Source organism: Ectothiorhodospira shaposhnikovii (genome assembly GCF_047222355.1).
GTDB lineage: Bacteria > Pseudomonadota > Gammaproteobacteria > Ectothiorhodospirales > Ectothiorhodospiraceae > Ectothiorhodospira.
The window spans coordinates 3,349,475-3,364,866 of record NZ_CP178333.1 but is presented as its reverse complement, the minus strand read 5'-3'; the positions used below and the strand labels follow the sequence as shown (position 1 = coordinate 3,364,866).

Below are 15,392 nucleotides of genomic sequence, written 5' to 3'. Positions count from 1 at the left end.
ATCAGGACCACACCATTCAGGGAACCCTCCATGACCACCTTCGACAGCACCAAGCGTTCTCTCCCGGAACTGCTCAAGGACATCACCACCGGCAAGATCCAGCTCCCCGATTTCCAGCGCGGGTGGGTGTGGGACGACGACCACGTGCAGAGCCTCCTGGTCAGCATTGCCCGCTCCTTCCCCGTGGGCGCGGTGATGCTGATGGAGACCGGTGGCGAGGTGCGTTTCGAAACCCGCCCGGTGGAGGGCATCGACCCGGACAAGGTCACAAAATCCCCGGACCAGCTGATCCTCGACGGTCAGCAGCGCCTCACCAGCCTGACCCAGGCGGTGGGCCTGGACACCCCGGTGAACACCCGGACCAGCAAGGGCAAGCCCATCAAGCGCCATTATTATTTCGATATCCGCACCGCCCTGGAGGGGGAAGACCGCCTGGAGGACGCGGTGATCGCGGTGGACGAGCATCGCCAGACCCGCAAGAACTTTGGCCGGGACGTGGATATCGACCTGTCCACCCGCCAGCTGGAGTGTGAGCAGCTGTACTTCCCCTGCGACAAGCTGCTGTCACCCAACGACTGGGCCGGTGACCTGTTCAAGTACAACAAGGACGAGATCGGCACTTACTTCCAGTTCCAGGAAAAAGTCATCAGCGCCTTCTCCGCCTATCAGTTGCCGGTGATCGAACTGAAAAAGGAGACCTCCAAGGAGGCGGTCTGTCTGGTGTTCGAGAAGGTGAACACCGGGGGTGTGCAGTTGTCAGTGTTCGAGTTGATCACCGCCAGCTATGCCGCCGAGGGCTATAACCTGCGCGACGACTGGTTCGGCTCCGACATCCGCAAGGTGGCCTCCCGCAAGGCCCGTTTCGAGGCCCACGAGTTGCTCCGGGACGTGCAGAGCACCGACCTGCTTCAGGCCATCACCCTGCTGCACACCCGGGAGCGCAAGCTGGATGACCTCCGGGCCGGCAAGACGGGCAAGCAGGTCCGCCCGGTCAGTGCCAAGCGTGCCTCCGTCCTGGATCTGCCCCTGGAAGCCTACCGGCGCTGGGCCGATGCCGTGGAGAGGGGCTTTATTGAAGCGTCCTACTTCCTCAAGGGCGAGTGTTTCTACAGCCGCCGCGAGCTGCCCTATGCCACCCAGCTGGTGCCCTTGGCCGCGGTGATGACCCTGCTGGGCAAGCGCTGGCGGGAGCCGCGTATCCACGCCAAGCTCTCCCGGTGGTTCTGGAGCGGTGTGCTGGGGGAGCTTTACGGCGGCGCCGTGGAGACCCGTATCGCCCTGGACCTGGAGGAACTGATGAACTGGTTCGAGGACGATGCCGAACTGCCACGCACCGTGATCGATGCCTCTTTCGATCCCACCCGCCTGGAGTCGCTGCGCAGCCGTAACAGCGCCGCCTATAAGGGCATCAACGTGCTGATCCTGCGGGAAGGCGCCGAGGATTTCTTCTGGAAGGGGGATATCCAATATCTCGACAACCAGGGCGTCGAGTTGGATATTCACCACATCTTCCCCCGCGCCTGGTGCCAGGCCCAGGGCCTCTCCTATCGCGTCTACGATTCCATCATCAACAAGACGCCGATCTCCGCCAGGACCAACCGCATGATCGGCGGTGATGCGCCTTCGGCCTATCTGGCCCGTCTACAGGGTCATCAGCAGGTCCAGCTTGACGATGGGGCGATGAACGCCATCCTGGAGGGTCACCGCATCCCCGCCGAGACGTTGCGCGCCGATGACTTCGACGCCTTCTACCAGCAGCGCAAGCGTCGTCTGCTGGAGATCATCGAGAAAGCCATGGGCAAGAAGTCGCTGGTGGGGTCGGATGAGGGTGGAGACGTGGTGGAGGATGCCCTCATCCAGTAAAGGCCGGGAGCCGATACAGAAACTCGACTGCGTCGCCAAAGCTTTACGGCCACAGTTGAATGCGATGGGCCATTGACAAGGTTTGAGCCGCAGGAGCACCTGCATGAATCGGTATCGCACCACAGGGTCTCAGGGCAGCGCCGAACCCGGCTCAGGTGGCCGGGTGATGACCAACAAGCTCGGCATCACTGACCAGGCCAGCCTGGATGAGGCCGAGGCCGAGCTGCTGCTGAAGCTGTACGAGGAGGTATTCGCTTCGTTAGCGGAAGACCAGCCGCTTGATACTGCGCTGCTCAAGCACTGGCATCACCGCTGGCTCGGCAGCCTCTACGACTGGGCGGGCGAGGAACGACAGGTCAATTTGGAAAAAGACGGTTTCCCGTTTGCCGCCGCGAGACAGCTGCCCTTTCTACTGCGGGAGCTGGATCAGAAGTGGTTAAGTCGATTGACGCCCTGCAACGGCATGAGTCGCGAGAAAGCGATAGGGGCCATCGCTCAGGTGCATGTCGAGCTGGTTCTGGTGCATCCTTTCAGAGAGGGAAACGGCCGCATCGCCCGCCTGCTCGCCGATGCCATGGCCTACCAGGCGGGGCTGGGACTGCTGAATTATGATGACTGGAAGGTAAACAAGGACGATTACATCCACGCGATCCATGCTGGACTGGCTGGTGACTACAAGCCGATGGTGGAGCGGGTCAGGCAAGCGGTAGGGACTTGAATCGGGACTTGCCGGAGCGCAGCCTGGTTTCGATGCTGCGGCTGGCCTCGCCGGTCTCCACGGCGGTGGAGGAGGCAACGCTCTTCAGGAGGGCGTCACGGCTCACAATGCGGCGCTTCTTGGGGGAGCGGGATGTGATCATGTCAGTCTCTCCTGGCTGGTATGCTCATTTTACGCGCATACCGCGCCCCCTGCATCAAAAACCCTACAGCAGCACGGAGCAGCCACGGCATGGCAGGTCCCGAATATACGGATGTCGAAAAGCCCTTCATCGACCAGCTGGTGGGGCAGGGCTGGGTGTTTCTGGCCGGCTCGGTGGACGATCCCGCCGTGACCCACCGGGACAGCTTCGCCCAGGTCGTGATGGAGCCGCTGCTGCGGGAGCAGTTGCGCGCCATCAACCTGCGCGACGGCAAGCTCTGGCTCGATGAGGGGCGGTTGGATCAGGCCGTGGCGGCCATCACCCGGCTCCCCGCCGGCAAGGTGCTGGAGGCGAATCAGCAGGCCACCGATCTGCTGCTCAATGGTCTGTCGGTGGAGGGCCTGGAAGGGTGGGACGGGGGCCGTGGCCAGACGCTGCGATACATTGACTGGGATGAACCTGCCAACAACGTCTTCACCGTGGTCAACCAGTTCAAGGTGAAGTGCCCGCCCGGCCACGATGGCGCCAAGGGCCATGTGATCCCCGACCTGGTGCTGTTCGTCAACGGCATCCCGCTGGTGGTGGTGGAGTGCAAGAGTCGCAGTGTGCCGGAGGGGATCAGTCAGGCGGTGGACCAGTTGCGTCGCTACCATGATCAGCGCTGGCTGGACGGAGAAGTGGGAGAGCACGAGGGGGCGCCGGCCCTGTTTGCCACCACCCAGTGCCTGGTGGCCAGCAACTTCGACGATGCCAGGGTGGGCACCGTCGGTGCCCGCTTTGCCCACTACCTGAGCTGGAAGACGGTGGCACCCCGGCGGGAAGCGGAGGTGGCCCTGGACCTGGGCGTGGCGGATCTTTCCGCCCAGCAACGCCTGATCGCCGGGATGCTGACCCGGGCCAACCTGCTGGATATCGTGCGCCATTACACCCTGTTCATGAACCTGGGCGGCCAGACCATCAAGCTGGTCTGCCGCTACCAGCAGTTCCGTGGGGTGACCCGGGCCGTGGAGCGGCTGAAACAGGGCAAGACCCGGCGACAGGATGGAGAAGCGGATCGCCGTGGCGGCATCGTCTGGCACACCCAGGGCAGCGGCAAGAGCCTGTCCATGGTATTCTTGGTCCGTAAGCTACGCACCGACCCCGCCCTGCGCCGCTTCAAGGTGGTGGTGATCACCGACCGCAAGGATTTGCAGACCCAGCTTTCCGATACCGCCCGACTCACCGGCGAGAGCGTGGAGAAAGCAGGCAACACCGCCGAACTCAAGACACTGCTGGCCCGGGATGGCCCCGGTCTGGTGTTCGGCACCATTCAGAAATACCGCGACCCGGATGCCGAAGGGGAGGGCGATGCCTATGAGATCCCCGAGGGCAGGGGGCTGGACTGGGCGCAACGGGATGTGGCCGAGCCCGATCCCTTGAGCGGCGGCCGTACCCAGAAGAAACCCGCCCTGAGCGCGCCCTTCGAGGTGCTCAACACCAGTGAGGACATCCTGATCCTGGTGGACGAGGCCCACCGCACCCAGGCCGGCGACCTGCACGCCAACATGATGCGCGCCCTGCCCAACGCGGCCCGCATCGGCTTCACCGGCACGCCCATCATCATGGGCGACAAGAAACGCACCCACGACATCTTCGGCGAGTACATCGACCGCTACACCATTCAGGAGGCGGAGCAGGACGGCGCCACCGTGCCCATTCTCTATGAGGGACGCACCGCCAAGGGGGCGATCAAGGACGGCGCCAGCCTGGATGGTTTGTTCGAGGACCTGTTCCGGGACCATAGCCCGGAAGAATTGGAGGCGATCAAGAAGAAGTACGCCACCAAGGGACAGATCTTCGAGGCACCACAACTGGTCCGGGAAAAGGCCCAGGACATCCTGCGTCACTACGTCACCCATATCCTGCCCAACGGCTACAAGGCCCAACTGGTGGCCTACAGCCGCCGCGCCGCGTTGCGCTACGTTGAAGCCCTGGAGACGGCCCGCGCCGAACTGCTGGCGGAAGCCCTGGCACTCTCCCCCGAGGACAAGGCGCTGGATGACACCCAACTGCTCACGCGACCCCCACGGGTGAAGGCGGCGATCCAGGCCTGGCGCCATCGTCAGGTGCTGCGCCAGTTGGCCTTCGCCGTGGTGTTCAGCAGCGGCAACAACGATGACCCCGCCTGGGCCAGGTGGAGCGACCGGGCCGCCGTCGAGCGCCATATCCAGCGCTTCAAGAAGCCCCTGCCGCCGCTGGACGGCACGCCGCCCACCGATGCCTCCAGGCACGATCCGCTGGCCTTTTTGATCGTCAAGAGCATGTTGCTCACCGGTTTCGATGCCCCCATCGAGGGGGTGATGTACCTGGACCGGTCCCTGCGGGAGGCGGAGTTGCTGCAGGCCATTGCCCGGGTCAACCGCACCGGCCACGGCAAGTCCCACGGCATTGTGGTGGACTACTTTGGCGTGGCCAACCACCTCAAGGAGGCCCTGGCCGCCTACAGCGAGGAGGACATCGAGGGTGCCCTGCGGAGCCTCAAGGACGAAATCCCCCTGCTGCGGGACCGACATCTGCGGGTGATTGATGTGCTGCGCGGGCAGGGAGTGGATGATCTGAACGATACCGAGGAAGCGGTTCAGGCGCTGGCCGACGAGCGGGTGCGGGCGGAGTTCATGGTCAAGCTCAAGGCCTTCAGCCGCGGCCTGGACGATGTGCTGCCGCGCCCCGAGGGGCTGGCCTTCGTGAACGACGCCAAACAGCTGGCCTATATCCACGCCCTGGCGCGCAATCGTTACAAGGACATCCCGGAACTGGGCCAGGATATCGGCAACAAGGTGCGCCGGCTGATTGATGATTATGTGATCTCCCTGGGCATCGACCCGCGCATCCCGCCGGTGCAACTCACCGATGCCGAGTTCGATGCCCACCTGGGCCGCCAGGTGGGGGATCGTGCCAAGGCATCGGAGATGGCCCATGCGGTGCGCGCCCATGTGCGCAAGCACATGGACGAGGATCCGGTGAAGTATGGTCGCCTCAGTGAGCGCCTTGAGGCACTGCTTCAGCAACTGGATGGGCAGTGGGCCGAACAGGTGACTGCCCTGGAGGGGCTGATCCATCAGCTGCGGGAGGGTGCCGTCATCGACGGCGAGGCGATCCCGGACATGCCCACCCATGCCGAGCCCTTCTGGCGGGAGCTGGTGGCCAGTAGCGGCCTGACACCGGAGTCCCTGGACGCGGCCCAGGCCAACAGGCTGCTGGAAGCCACCGAGGAACTGGTGGCCCGGATCCAGCAGGACATCACCATCCCCGACTTCTGGAAGCCCTCGCACATTCCGGATCAGGAAGCCCTGCGTCAGCACCTGTTCACCACGCTGATGATCCGGCGGCTGGTTCCCTTCGACCGTGCCAGCGAGGTGTCGCAGCGGTTGCTGGACCTGGCCCGGAGCAATCACGACAAGCTGGCGAACGCATGATCCGGTTGTCCGTGGATGATCTCACCTTCGAGGTACGGGAAAGCGCACGCCGCAAGACCCTGGAGATCACCGTGGACCGGGGGGGCGAGCTGATCATTTCGGCGCCTTCGGGCACCGATGAGCAGCACCTGCGCGACTTCGTGGTGGAAAAGCGGCTGTGGATCTACCGAAAGCTGGCGGAGAAGGCCGAGAGCCGCCGCCGGTTGCCGCAAAAGCAGTACGTCAACGGCGAGGGATTCCTCTACCTGGGCCGCAGCTACCGGCTCAAGCGCGTACCCGATGATGCCCAGGACGCCCCGCTCAAGTTCGTGGCGGGGCGCTTCCAGCTTCGCGAGGACGCCCTGCCCAATGCCCGGGAACACTTCATCCGCTGGTACAGCGCCCGCGCCACGGACTGGCTGACCGCCAGGGTGAAGGCGCAGGCCCGGCGCATGGGGGTGGAGCCGGCGGGCGTGAAGGTCCAGGACCTGGGCTATCGCTGGGGCTCCTGCGGCAAGGGAAACCGGGTCTACTTTCACTGGAAGACCATCCTGTTGCCCCGCCCTATCGCCGAGTATGTGGTGGTGCATGAACTGGTTCACCTGCACGAACCCCATCACACCCCTGCGTTCTGGCGTCGCCTGGAGCGGGCCATGCCGGATTATGAGCAGCGCAAGGGCTGGCTGGCCCGGCATGGGATCGAGGTGGAGGGGGTTTGAAGGTGAGCCGTTTCAGAACGGCTTCCCCAGCACCTTCCATACGCGTTCCGCCACCCCCCTGGACGGCGCCGATACCGATCCGTGTCAATGGAATCTTACACCCGCATGAAAATCCTCCCGCAGTCTATGCTATCTTCGGCAACGGGCTTGGCCGTCTGGGACATGGCAGTCTCTCGGGGTTGCCCAGAAGATCCGAAACCATCAAGACATCCCAGGCAACCCTCGATGGTTGCCCGTACTCCCAGGAGGAGTGTTGCCATGTTGAGAAGTTGTTTCCGCTGGGCGGGTGTTGCCGCCCTGAGCTGCATGCTGATGACCGCGGGGGCGGCGTCGGCACAGGATCGTACCGGGTGGCCGAATTCGGTCAACATCGGTACGGCATCCCAGGGTGGGACTTACTTCATCTACGGCGCCGGTTGGGGCGGCCTGATCCAGGAAATGGTGGGCGTCAATGCCTCCGCCGAGGTCACCGGCGGTCCGACCCAGAACATGGTGCTGGTGCATCAGGGTCGTCTGGAATTCGGCATGACCACCATGGGTCCCGCCCGCGAAGGCTGGGATGGTGAACTGGAAGTGGCCCGCGGTCTGCAGACCCGCGACGTGCGTGCCCTTTTCCCCATGTACCAGACCCCCCTGCAGGTGGTGGCACTGAAGCGCTCCGGTATCAGCAGCATCTCCGACCTGGACGGCAAGCGCGTCGGCGTGGGTCCCCGCGGCGGTACCGCCAGCGTGTTCTGGCCCCGCTTCTTCAGCGATCTGGGCCTGAACGTGCGTGTCCGCTACGGCGGTGCCGCCGACCAGGTGGGTCAGGTGCAGGACGGCATGCTGGATGCCTTCGCCTTCGCCGCCGGCGTACCCATCTCCGCCTTCAGCCAGATCGAGGCCCAGCAGCCGGTGAACATCTTCTCCCTCAATGAGGAAGAGATCGCCAAGATCACCGAGAATCACCCGGTGAGCCGCTTCGTCATCCCCGCCAACACCTACCGCACCGTGGCTGAAGAGCAGCCGACCGTGGCCCTGTGGAACTTCGCCATTGCCAACAAGAACATGCCGGAGTCCTTCGTCTACGAGATCATGAAGGCGGTGCTGGACAACAACGATCGCATGGTGACCATCCACCGCTCCGCCGAGGAAACCCTGGCCGAGAACATGGTCCACAACACCTTCATGTGGTTCCATCCGGGTGCGGTGCGTTACTACAAGGAGCGGGGCATCGAGGTGCCCGAGCACCTGATTCCGCCCGAGTACAAGGACTGATCGAGGACTGATCGAGAACCCGGAAAGGTTCGCTGCTTTGGGCCGCGCTGAGCGCGGCCCAAAGTGTTTTATCCGGAAAACCGGCTGACTCAACCTGTACGTTCAGAAGATCCTCCCATGACGAGCTCCGAAAAATCGGGCCCCATTGATGCCGCGTCCCTTGCCGATGCCGAAGAGGGCATGTCATCACAGCGGAATCTCACCCGCTGGCAAAAGGTGCTGCTGTTCTTCCTCGGCCTGACCTATACCAGTTTCCACCTCCTGGTCCTCAACGTCATTCCCATGGAAACCTGGGCTTTCCGCATCGTCCACGTGGCGGGTGCCCTGGTGATCGGTTTTGCCATCGTGGCCGCCTGTGTGCCACCGGCGGATCCGCGAAGACGACGATGGGTTCTGGAGTTGCTGCCCATGGTGCTCACCGTGGGATTGGCCCTCTATGCGCTGGCGGCCATGGCCATTGCGTTGTACATGAAGCTGCGCCTGGGTCATGACACCTACAGCCTGCCGGAATGGATATTCCATACCTTCAGTTGGGCCCTGTTGGCCAGCGTCGTGCTGGGGATTGTCTTTGCCTGGATGTTCAAGCCCCGTTCCGATCGCATCGGCTGGTATGACTGGTCCCTGATGGCGGCGAGCATATCGGTCTGTGCCTATCTGCTGTTCAACCTGGATGTGTTGCAGTTCCGCATGGGCGTGATGCCCGCCCAGACCGATTTCTGGGTGGCCACGGCCGGTATCCTGCTGATTCTGGAGCTGACCCGGCGGGTAGCCGGGATGGCCCTGGTGGTGATCGCCGGCATTTTCATCATTTACGGTTTCGTCGGTCCCTGGCTGCCGGGTGTGCTGGAGCACAGCGGCTATGATGCCGACCGCTTCATCACCTACATCTACACGGACAACGGCATCCTCGGTCCCACCACGGCGGTATCCTCCACCTACATCGTGCTGTTCATCGCCTTTGCCGCCTTCCTGCAGGCCTCCAAGGTGGGTGACTACTTCGTCAACTTCGCCTTTGCCGCCGCCGGTCGCGCCCGCGGCGGTCCGGCCAAGGTGGCGGTGTTTGCCAGCGGCCTGATGGGCATGATCAACGGCACCTCCGCGGGTAACGTGGTGGCCACCGGTTCTCTGACCATCCCCCTCATGAAGCGGGTGGGGTACAAGCCCCGCAGCGCCGGCGCCATCGAGGCGGCGGCTTCCACCGGCGGGCAGATCATGCCCCCGGTGATGGGGGCGGGTGCCTTCATCATGGCGGAGGTGACGGGGATTCCCTATACCGACCTGATCATTGCCGCCTTGATCCCGGCCCTGCTGTACTTTGCCTCCGTCTACTTCATGGTGGACATGGAGGCGGCCAAGACCGGCATGAAGGGGCTGCCCTCCAAGGAGCTGCCCCAGATCGGCAAGCTGCTGCGTCAGGTCTATCTGTTCGCCCCCATCATCATCCTCATCGGCGCCCTGTTCATGGGTTACTCGGTCATTCGCGCCGGTACGGTGGCCCTGATGAGTGCCGTGGTGGTGAGCTGGCTGACGCCGTTCCGTCTCGGGCTGTTCGGGTCTGCCCGCGCCCTGGAACTGGCGGCACGCATGTCCATCCAGCTGATCGCCGTCTGTGCCTGTGCCGGGATCATCGTGGGTGTGATCGGCCTGACCGGGGTGGGTCTGCGCTTCTCCTCCCTGCTCCTGGGCGTGGCGGAGAACAGCCAGCTGTTGGCCCTGCTGTTTGCCATGTGCATCTCCGTGCTGCTGGGCATGGGCATGCCCACCACGGCGGCCTATGCGGTGGCGGCCTCGGTGGTGGCGCCGGGCCTGATCCAGATGGGCGTGGCCCCGCTGGTGGCACACTTCTTCGTGTTCTACTTTGCGGTGATCTCCGCCATCACCCCGCCGGTGGCCCTGGCGGCTTACGCGGGCGCGGCGATTGCGGGTTCCGAACCCATGCGCACCTCGGTGACCGCCTTCAAGGTGGGCCTGGCGGCGTTCATCGTGCCGTTCATCTTCTTCTATCATCCGGCCCTGCTGATGGAAGGTGAATGGACCGAGATCGCCCAGAGCTTTGCCACCGCCATGATCGGCGTCTTCATGCTCGCGGGTGCGGCCCAGGGCTGGTTCTTCGGGGCGGCGGGATGGCCCATCCGCGTACTGCTGTTCGTCGGTGCGCTGATGGCCATTTCCGGGGATCTGCTCACCGACCTGCTGGGTCTGGGGCTGGCGGTGATCCTGTTCCTGTGGCAGCGCAAGATGGCCGGGAGCAAGCCGGCGCCGGCCACTGGTTCCTGAGCCATGTCGCCGACGGTCCGGCCCCGTTGCGGGGCCGGACCGGGCACTGAAGGTGTCGCTCCGAATCGAATCCGAATCGAAAAGGAGGCATGAGATGACGGACAAGGCCTATCTGGTGGCCGTGACCGGTACACCCTTGGACGGTGTGGATGTGGCCACTGCCAGAGCCCGACTGGCGACCCTGTTCCGGGTGCCGGAAACCCGCGTGGAAGGGATGCTGGCCGGTAAGCCGGTGGTGGTCAAAAAGGGAGTGGACGAGGCGACCGCACGCCGTTACCTTCAGCTGCTGCGAGAGGCCGGGGTGGTGGCACGGATCATGGCCTGCGCCGCCGAACCGACCACCGAAGGGCAGGATGCCGCCCCTGCCGCGATAGCCGAGTCCGATGGTGGTGTCGGCGCGGCACCGGATCTGACCCTGGCACCGCCGGGGGCTGATCTGAGTGACCGGGTGCCGCCTCCCGATCTGGAAGTGGATCTGTCCGGCCTGACCCTGGCGGAACCGGGGGTCACCCTGGGTGAGCACCGGGAAGTGCCGGAACCGAGGATCGATATCCGTCATCTGAGCCTGACCCCCGGGCCCGACCCGAAACCGGAATCCGACCCGATGGCGTCATTTCAGGATCATCATCACGGATGGAACCGGTAGCCACCGTTTTCCCGAGTAAAGAAATCAACTATGATGTGTCATACCCCATCCCAGAGGTATGACGTGATGTTTTCCTTCCTGCGCAAGACCGCCATGCCTACGCCGGAACAGGCCCTGCCCGGGCGGCAGGACGCCATGCCGGTTCCCGAACACCATTATGTCCTGGGTACCCCCCTCAAGCCTCCCTTTGCCGAGGGCATGGAGACGGCCCTGTTCGGGATGGGCTGTTTCTGGGGCGCGGAGCGGCGGTTCTGGGGGCTGGCCGGTGTTTACAGCACGGCGGTGGGCTATGCCGGTGGCTTCACACCCAATCCCACTTACCGGGAGGTCTGTAGCGGCATGACGGGTCACAACGAAGTGGTCCAGGTGGTGTTTGATCCCGCCCGGATCCGTTATGCCGATCTGCTCAGGACCTTCTGGGAGTCCCACGATCCCACCCAGGGCATGCGCCAGGGCAATGATGTGGGTACCCAGTATCGCTCGGGTATCTATACCCATGGCGCCCAACAGGCGGCGCAGGCGGAACAGTCCCGATCCGCGTTCCAGGCGGCGCTCAAGACCCGCGCCCTGGGCGATATCACCACCGAGATCCTGCCGGCCCCGGTCTTTTACTATGCCGAGGCCTACCATCAGCAGTATCTGGCCAAGAATCCCGACGGGTATTGCGGTCTGGGTGGTACCGGCGTGGTCTGTCCCCGTTGGGAATCCCCCGATCTGGAGCGGGCGCTCTAGGACTCGGGCCGTCCGTGGAGCGGATCCGGTTCCGCCATTTCCAGGATTGCGGCACCCCGTTCCGCCGCCAGGGGACGATCCAGGATCGCCACCGTTCGCGGTCCTCTGCCGCACCCCCGGGCAGCCAGTCGCCGACCCCCCTCCATCCAGCCCATGCCCAGCGCCAGTTGCAGCAGATACCCGGCCGCGCCCGCATCTCCCAGCACGCCCCTCAGGTCCATGGCGGGAGGGTGCGTGTCGGCCAGGGTGGGGGTGTCGCCATCCCGTAGCGGCCAGATCCTGGCGTGGCATCCGTACCATTCCATGGCGGCATCCCACCCCGGATTGCCCGGCAGCACCACGCCGTCCAGATCGAAGGCATCCAGGCCCGCCTGATCCAGGCTGCCCCGCAGGGCCATGGCCCAGGCCAGGTACTCGCCACCCGATGGATCGGCATGACGGGGTTCCGGGCATGCATCCCAGGCACGGATGCGCGGACCGGTGCCGGACAGGGAGACGGACATGAAGATGGCCGCTTCTCCGGGCACCAGGCCGTCATCTTCATCCCAGGCCGGCCCCGGCCCCTCCGCCGCCAGCGTGGACAAGACCTCCGGTATCAGCAGACTGTCCACGCAACCCAGCATCCAGTGCTGTGCGGGCTGTTCCTGCAGGGCCTCTAGCGCCCTGTCCATGAGTGCCACGGCGGACCCGTCCTGTACCTCGATCCGCAGCCGGGCTCGATGATGCCGGAGTCCCGTTCTCCCCATCCAGTCCCAGATCCGTTCGGGTGCCAGCCAGGGGTGTTCCAGGGTGTCGGGCCGGCAGGGCCAGAGTACCGTGCAGTCTGCCGGCAGCGGGGTTTGCAATGCCTGCTCCAGCACCCGCCGGACACGGTCACGGCCGTCCGGGATATCCTCAAGGGCCGGGGATACCCGCATCCGCCCCTGGCTGTGGTTTGCGCCGGCGATGAGCGCCGCCAGGTGATCGGAAAACTGCTGTGTCCCCATTCCGGTCTGGGCCGCCGCCCACAGGGCCGACGGATCTCCGCCAACGGCCGTCCACAGCCGTGGGCCATGCAGATGCAGGGGCATGGTCATGTCGCAAGTGGTTCCGTAACGGGTATCCGGGCCATGGCCTGGCGCCGGTCTTCCACGATGACCCAGCCTTGTCCCCGGGTATCGGCCGTGGCGGGTATCCCGGCCCGATGAATGTGGTGCAGCAGGCCGGTATCCCCTTCCAGCCAGAGGGTATCGCAGACCGGGGTCAGGGGTTTCATCTGCTGACCCCGGATCCGGCACCATGCCGTGATGGGTTCGGCCGGCAGCCTGAGTCGAAGGGGCTCCGCCCCTGGGCGGCCGGACATGGGTTGCAGGCTCAGGATTTCATGGCCCGCCAGCGGCTCCGCCAGTCGCTGATCAGGGGGGGACTGGTTGAAGGCGTCGGCGGGCAGGGACTCCTGGAAGGGCAGGGTCATGAGTCGCGTGGGCAGCGGTGCCAGGCCGAGCAGCCTTCGGGTCTGGGGGGCGGCATGGCCGGGCACGGGTCCCGATCCCATGCGCCGGGACATGGGGCCGGCCCAGGGCCGCGGCCAGCCCCGTCGCCGGGATGTGACGCCTTGCCGGTGCAGGATCTTGTCCAGCAGTATCCGGCCTTCACGGCACAGGGTCAGTTTCAGTGTGCGTGCATCCAGGCCGTCCATGAGTCCGTCCAGGCCGGTGATCAGGACATCGGCCCCCTGCTTGAAAGGGACGGTTTCCGTGGCCCGCAGCAGGGGGCTGTCGCCCGGTTCGTCCTGATAGGTGTCCGCGGTGATCAGGGGGGCGCAGGGATGCAGGGGTTCCGGGTCTTCCCGTGAAGGTACAAACCGGTGTGTGCGCTTGACGACCAGGGTGTATCGGGGCGTTCCATCCCGTGCCCGGCCGGAAAACAGGCCCACGGACCAGGGGCTGCGATTGTACAGTTCAAGTGTCATGGCGCAGCTGTCTCAGGGCTGGGTGGCGCCGATTCTGCCAAGCGCCGGGCGGGATGCCCAAGGGGCGCCCCAGGCCCAGGGAAAGCAGCAGTTGCGGGCCGTCGGTGTCCTGTCCGGCATGGGCTTCGAGCCAGTTCAGCAGGGTCCCGTGGCCGCGGGGCCGCCCCTGCCACAAGGGGATTGTACCCAGGCCGTCGCGCTGGACCCGTCGCCACCAGACCATGGCCTGTTCCTGGGGGGACGGTACCGACAGGGGGCGCGGCCCCTGGATTCCGGGTAGCGTCAGGCCGCTCACTGCCTCGAAGGCCGGCAGTGCATGGGGCAGGGCGCGAGGATCGGCAAGGGCGCCGATGAGGATGTCGGTGGCGGCGCGGGTGCCGTGCAATGCCAGCCCCCAGGCGGCGGCCGGGTGTTCGGGCAGGGCATCCAGCAGCCTGGGCAGGACCTGCGGCAGACCGGTGGCGCCCAGCAGGCGCAGTCCCTGGGCGGATCCGGCCAGGGACGCTTCATGGCGCTGAATCCGCGATGGTGGGAGCAGGCCGCGCACCAGGCCGCCCCGCAGTTGCCAGCCCAGGGCCTCGGGGGGCAAGGTCGGGTCCGGGTGCCTGAACCAGTCGGCCGGTGCCCATGGGACATCGGCACCCCAGCGCAGGGCCGCCAGGGCCTCATCCGGTGCCGCCGGGACATGGGCCGGGCAGATTTCCGGGGCCGGCACGGCCAGGTGTGCAAGCATCCGCCACCGCCATGGGGCCAGGGTCGGGCATGGGGTCAGGGCCTCAAGCCAGGGTTGGGGGTGTTCGGGCGGCAGATGTTCCAGCAACCAGCCCCAGGGATGCCCGGGATGCTCCCGCAGGCAATCACGGACTTCCTCGGGCGCGGGCGGCCGGGTCGAGAGCCACCGAGCCGCGCAGCGGGTGACGTGAATCAGGTCGCCGCCGTCATCCGGGCAGACCGACGCGGGGTCCCGCGCCAGGATCAGCCAGTGCGCCAGCAGTCGCCGTTCCAGGCGGGCCAGGGGCGTGGCCGGGCCGAGGGCAAGGGCATGGTGATGGCGCAGCATCCGATAACATTGGACGGCCAGCCGTTCATGATCACGCCACAGGGGGAGGATCATGGTGCCACCTCAGTTGAAATGGATGCGGGCCGCCAGGAAATGCATCACCCGCGCCATGATGCCGTGCAGTTCCCGGCCGCGCATCTCCATGCGACCTTCCGGGTCAAGGCTGATGGAGGAGGCACCGCAGCGCAGGTAGAGCCCCTGTTCCGCGCGCAGATGGACCCGGCCGTCCCGTTCCGTGAGGGCGGTGCAGGGTGGGGCTTCCCCGTGGTGTCGCAGGCGGTCCAGGACGATGGGGCCGGTGGCGGCCTGAGTCAGGAGCAGGACCCGGTCCCCCGGACGCAGGGCCGGTACGCCCTGGGCATGGGCCATGGGGGCCAGGGTGGCGCCGTCGGGACACTCCACCCAGCGGGCCTCGCCGGCCTGAGCCTCCAGGACCCGGGCCAGGGTGAAGGGGCCGGTCTGTATCATCGGGTCCGGCGACACGGGCCGGACGGGTTTCACCTGAGCTGCCTCCATGGCATCTTCTCCCTGTGATGGCGGTCACGCCGCCGAAAGCATCCATGGGTTCAATCTTGGACCCGGTATCGGCCAAG

General features: G+C 65.4%; 13 protein-coding genes. 8 read left to right on the top strand and 5 right to left on the bottom strand.

The genetic code is table 11. The features are described from left to right. Window positions 1–30: 30 nt before the first annotated feature. Together ACLF6L_RS15465 and ACLF6L_RS15460 are read left to right on the top strand one after the other, a co-directional pair. Window positions 31–1,863: a DUF262 domain-containing protein gene (locus ACLF6L_RS15465; protein ID WP_412852058.1), complete on the top strand. Its 1,833-nt coding sequence runs from the start codon at window positions 31–33 to the stop codon at window positions 1,861–1,863. 103 nt (window positions 1,864–1,966) lie between these two features. Continuing rightward, entirely contained in the window at window positions 1,967–2,581 is a 615-nt protein-coding gene (locus ACLF6L_RS15460; RefSeq protein WP_412852057.1) for a Fic/DOC family protein, read from the top strand. On the opposite strand, the gene ACLF6L_RS15455 is transcribed toward ACLF6L_RS15460, so the two are convergent. Continuing rightward, window positions 2,559–2,723 (bottom strand): hypothetical protein, encoded by a 165-nt coding sequence (locus tag ACLF6L_RS15455; protein WP_169738292.1) that lies wholly within the window; start codon window positions 2,721–2,723, stop codon window positions 2,559–2,561. The two genes, ACLF6L_RS15460 and ACLF6L_RS15455, sit on opposite strands and share 23 nt — an antisense overlap. Window positions 2,724–2,812: 89 nt before the next feature. Here ACLF6L_RS15455 and ACLF6L_RS15450 point away from each other — a divergent pair, with 89 nt between their 5' ends. From ACLF6L_RS15450 to msrA, 6 genes are all read left to right on the top strand, one after another. Beyond that, complete coding sequence (locus ACLF6L_RS15450) at window positions 2,813–6,178, top strand: type I restriction endonuclease subunit R (RefSeq protein ID WP_412852056.1); 3,366 nt, start codon at window positions 2,813–2,815, stop codon at window positions 6,176–6,178. Further along, on the top strand, window positions 6,175–6,876 hold the full coding sequence (locus tag ACLF6L_RS15445; protein WP_412852055.1) for a M48 family metallopeptidase: 702 nt from the start codon (window positions 6,175–6,177) through the stop codon (window positions 6,874–6,876). The genes ACLF6L_RS15450 and ACLF6L_RS15445 overlap by 4 nt, the downstream gene beginning before the upstream one ends. Window positions 6,877–7,134: 258 nt before the next feature. Continuing rightward, complete coding sequence (locus tag ACLF6L_RS15440) at window positions 7,135–8,133, top strand: TAXI family TRAP transporter solute-binding subunit (protein ID WP_412852054.1); 999 nt, start codon at window positions 7,135–7,137, stop codon at window positions 8,131–8,133. Window positions 8,134–8,250: 117 nt separating this feature from the next. After that, on the top strand, window positions 8,251–10,410 hold the full coding sequence (locus ACLF6L_RS15435; protein ID WP_412852053.1) for a TRAP transporter permease: 2,160 nt from the start codon (window positions 8,251–8,253) through the stop codon (window positions 10,408–10,410). Between the two features lie 94 nt (window positions 10,411–10,504). Continuing rightward, window positions 10,505–11,056, top strand: a complete 552-nt coding sequence (locus ACLF6L_RS15430; protein WP_238617107.1) for a hypothetical protein — start codon at window positions 10,505–10,507, stop codon at window positions 11,054–11,056. 66 nt (window positions 11,057–11,122) lie between these two features. After that, window positions 11,123–11,788, top strand: coding sequence for a peptide-methionine (S)-S-oxide reductase MsrA (gene msrA, locus ACLF6L_RS15425; protein WP_238617245.1), 666 nt, complete (start codon window positions 11,123–11,125; stop codon window positions 11,786–11,788). Here the strand turns inward: msrA and ACLF6L_RS15420 are convergent. Genes ACLF6L_RS15420 through ACLF6L_RS15405 form a run of 4 tightly spaced genes read right to left on the bottom strand, consistent with a single transcriptional unit; the run spans window position 11,785 to window position 15,315 of the window. Next, the gene (locus ACLF6L_RS15420) at window positions 11,785–12,864 is read right to left on the bottom strand and encodes a hypothetical protein (RefSeq protein WP_412852052.1); all 1,080 of its coding nucleotides are present in this window, start codon (window positions 12,862–12,864) and stop codon (window positions 11,785–11,787) included. The genes msrA and ACLF6L_RS15420 overlap by 4 nt on opposite strands. After that, window positions 12,861–13,739: a DUF2169 domain-containing protein gene (locus ACLF6L_RS15415; protein ID WP_412852051.1), complete on the bottom strand. Its 879-nt coding sequence runs from the start codon at window positions 13,737–13,739 to the stop codon at window positions 12,861–12,863. The genes ACLF6L_RS15420 and ACLF6L_RS15415 overlap by 4 nt, the downstream gene beginning before the upstream one ends. Then, window positions 13,729–14,853, bottom strand: a complete 1,125-nt coding sequence (locus ACLF6L_RS15410; RefSeq protein ID WP_412852050.1) for a hypothetical protein — start codon at window positions 14,851–14,853, stop codon at window positions 13,729–13,731. Before ACLF6L_RS15410 ends, ACLF6L_RS15415 begins: the two co-directional genes overlap by 11 nt. A 9-nt stretch (window positions 14,854–14,862) precedes the next feature. After that, window positions 14,863–15,315 (bottom strand): hypothetical protein, encoded by a 453-nt coding sequence (locus ACLF6L_RS15405; RefSeq protein ID WP_008930776.1) that lies wholly within the window; start codon window positions 15,313–15,315, stop codon window positions 14,863–14,865. Between the last annotated feature and the right edge of the window lie 77 nt (window positions 15,316–15,392).

Bases quoted from the DNA above. Each gene is read 5' to 3' on its own strand.
- ACLF6L_RS15465 (WP_412852058.1), top strand. From the start codon at position 31: ATGACCACCTTCGACAGCACCAAGCGTTCTCTCCCGGAACTGCTCAAG.
- ACLF6L_RS15460 (WP_412852057.1), top strand. From the start codon at position 1,967: ATGAATCGGTATCGCACCACAGGGTCTCAGGGCAGCGCCGAACCCGGC.
- ACLF6L_RS15455 (WP_169738292.1), bottom strand. From the start codon at position 2,723: ATGATCACATCCCGCTCCCCCAAGAAGCGCCGCATTGTGAGCCGTGAC.
- ACLF6L_RS15450 (WP_412852056.1), top strand. From the start codon at position 2,813: ATGGCAGGTCCCGAATATACGGATGTCGAAAAGCCCTTCATCGACCAG.
- ACLF6L_RS15445 (WP_412852055.1), top strand. From the start codon at position 6,175: ATGATCCGGTTGTCCGTGGATGATCTCACCTTCGAGGTACGGGAAAGC.
- ACLF6L_RS15440 (WP_412852054.1), top strand. From the start codon at position 7,135: ATGTTGAGAAGTTGTTTCCGCTGGGCGGGTGTTGCCGCCCTGAGCTGC.
- ACLF6L_RS15435 (WP_412852053.1), top strand. From the start codon at position 8,251: ATGACGAGCTCCGAAAAATCGGGCCCCATTGATGCCGCGTCCCTTGCC.
- ACLF6L_RS15430 (WP_238617107.1), top strand. From the start codon at position 10,505: ATGACGGACAAGGCCTATCTGGTGGCCGTGACCGGTACACCCTTGGAC.
- msrA (WP_238617245.1), top strand. From the start codon at position 11,123: ATGTTTTCCTTCCTGCGCAAGACCGCCATGCCTACGCCGGAACAGGCC.
- ACLF6L_RS15420 (WP_412852052.1), bottom strand. From the start codon at position 12,864: ATGACCATGCCCCTGCATCTGCATGGCCCACGGCTGTGGACGGCCGTT.
- ACLF6L_RS15415 (WP_412852051.1), bottom strand. From the start codon at position 13,739: ATGACACTTGAACTGTACAATCGCAGCCCCTGGTCCGTGGGCCTGTTT.
- ACLF6L_RS15410 (WP_412852050.1), bottom strand. From the start codon at position 14,853: ATGATCCTCCCCCTGTGGCGTGATCATGAACGGCTGGCCGTCCAATGT.
- ACLF6L_RS15405 (WP_008930776.1), bottom strand. From the start codon at position 15,315: ATGGAGGCAGCTCAGGTGAAACCCGTCCGGCCCGTGTCGCCGGACCCG.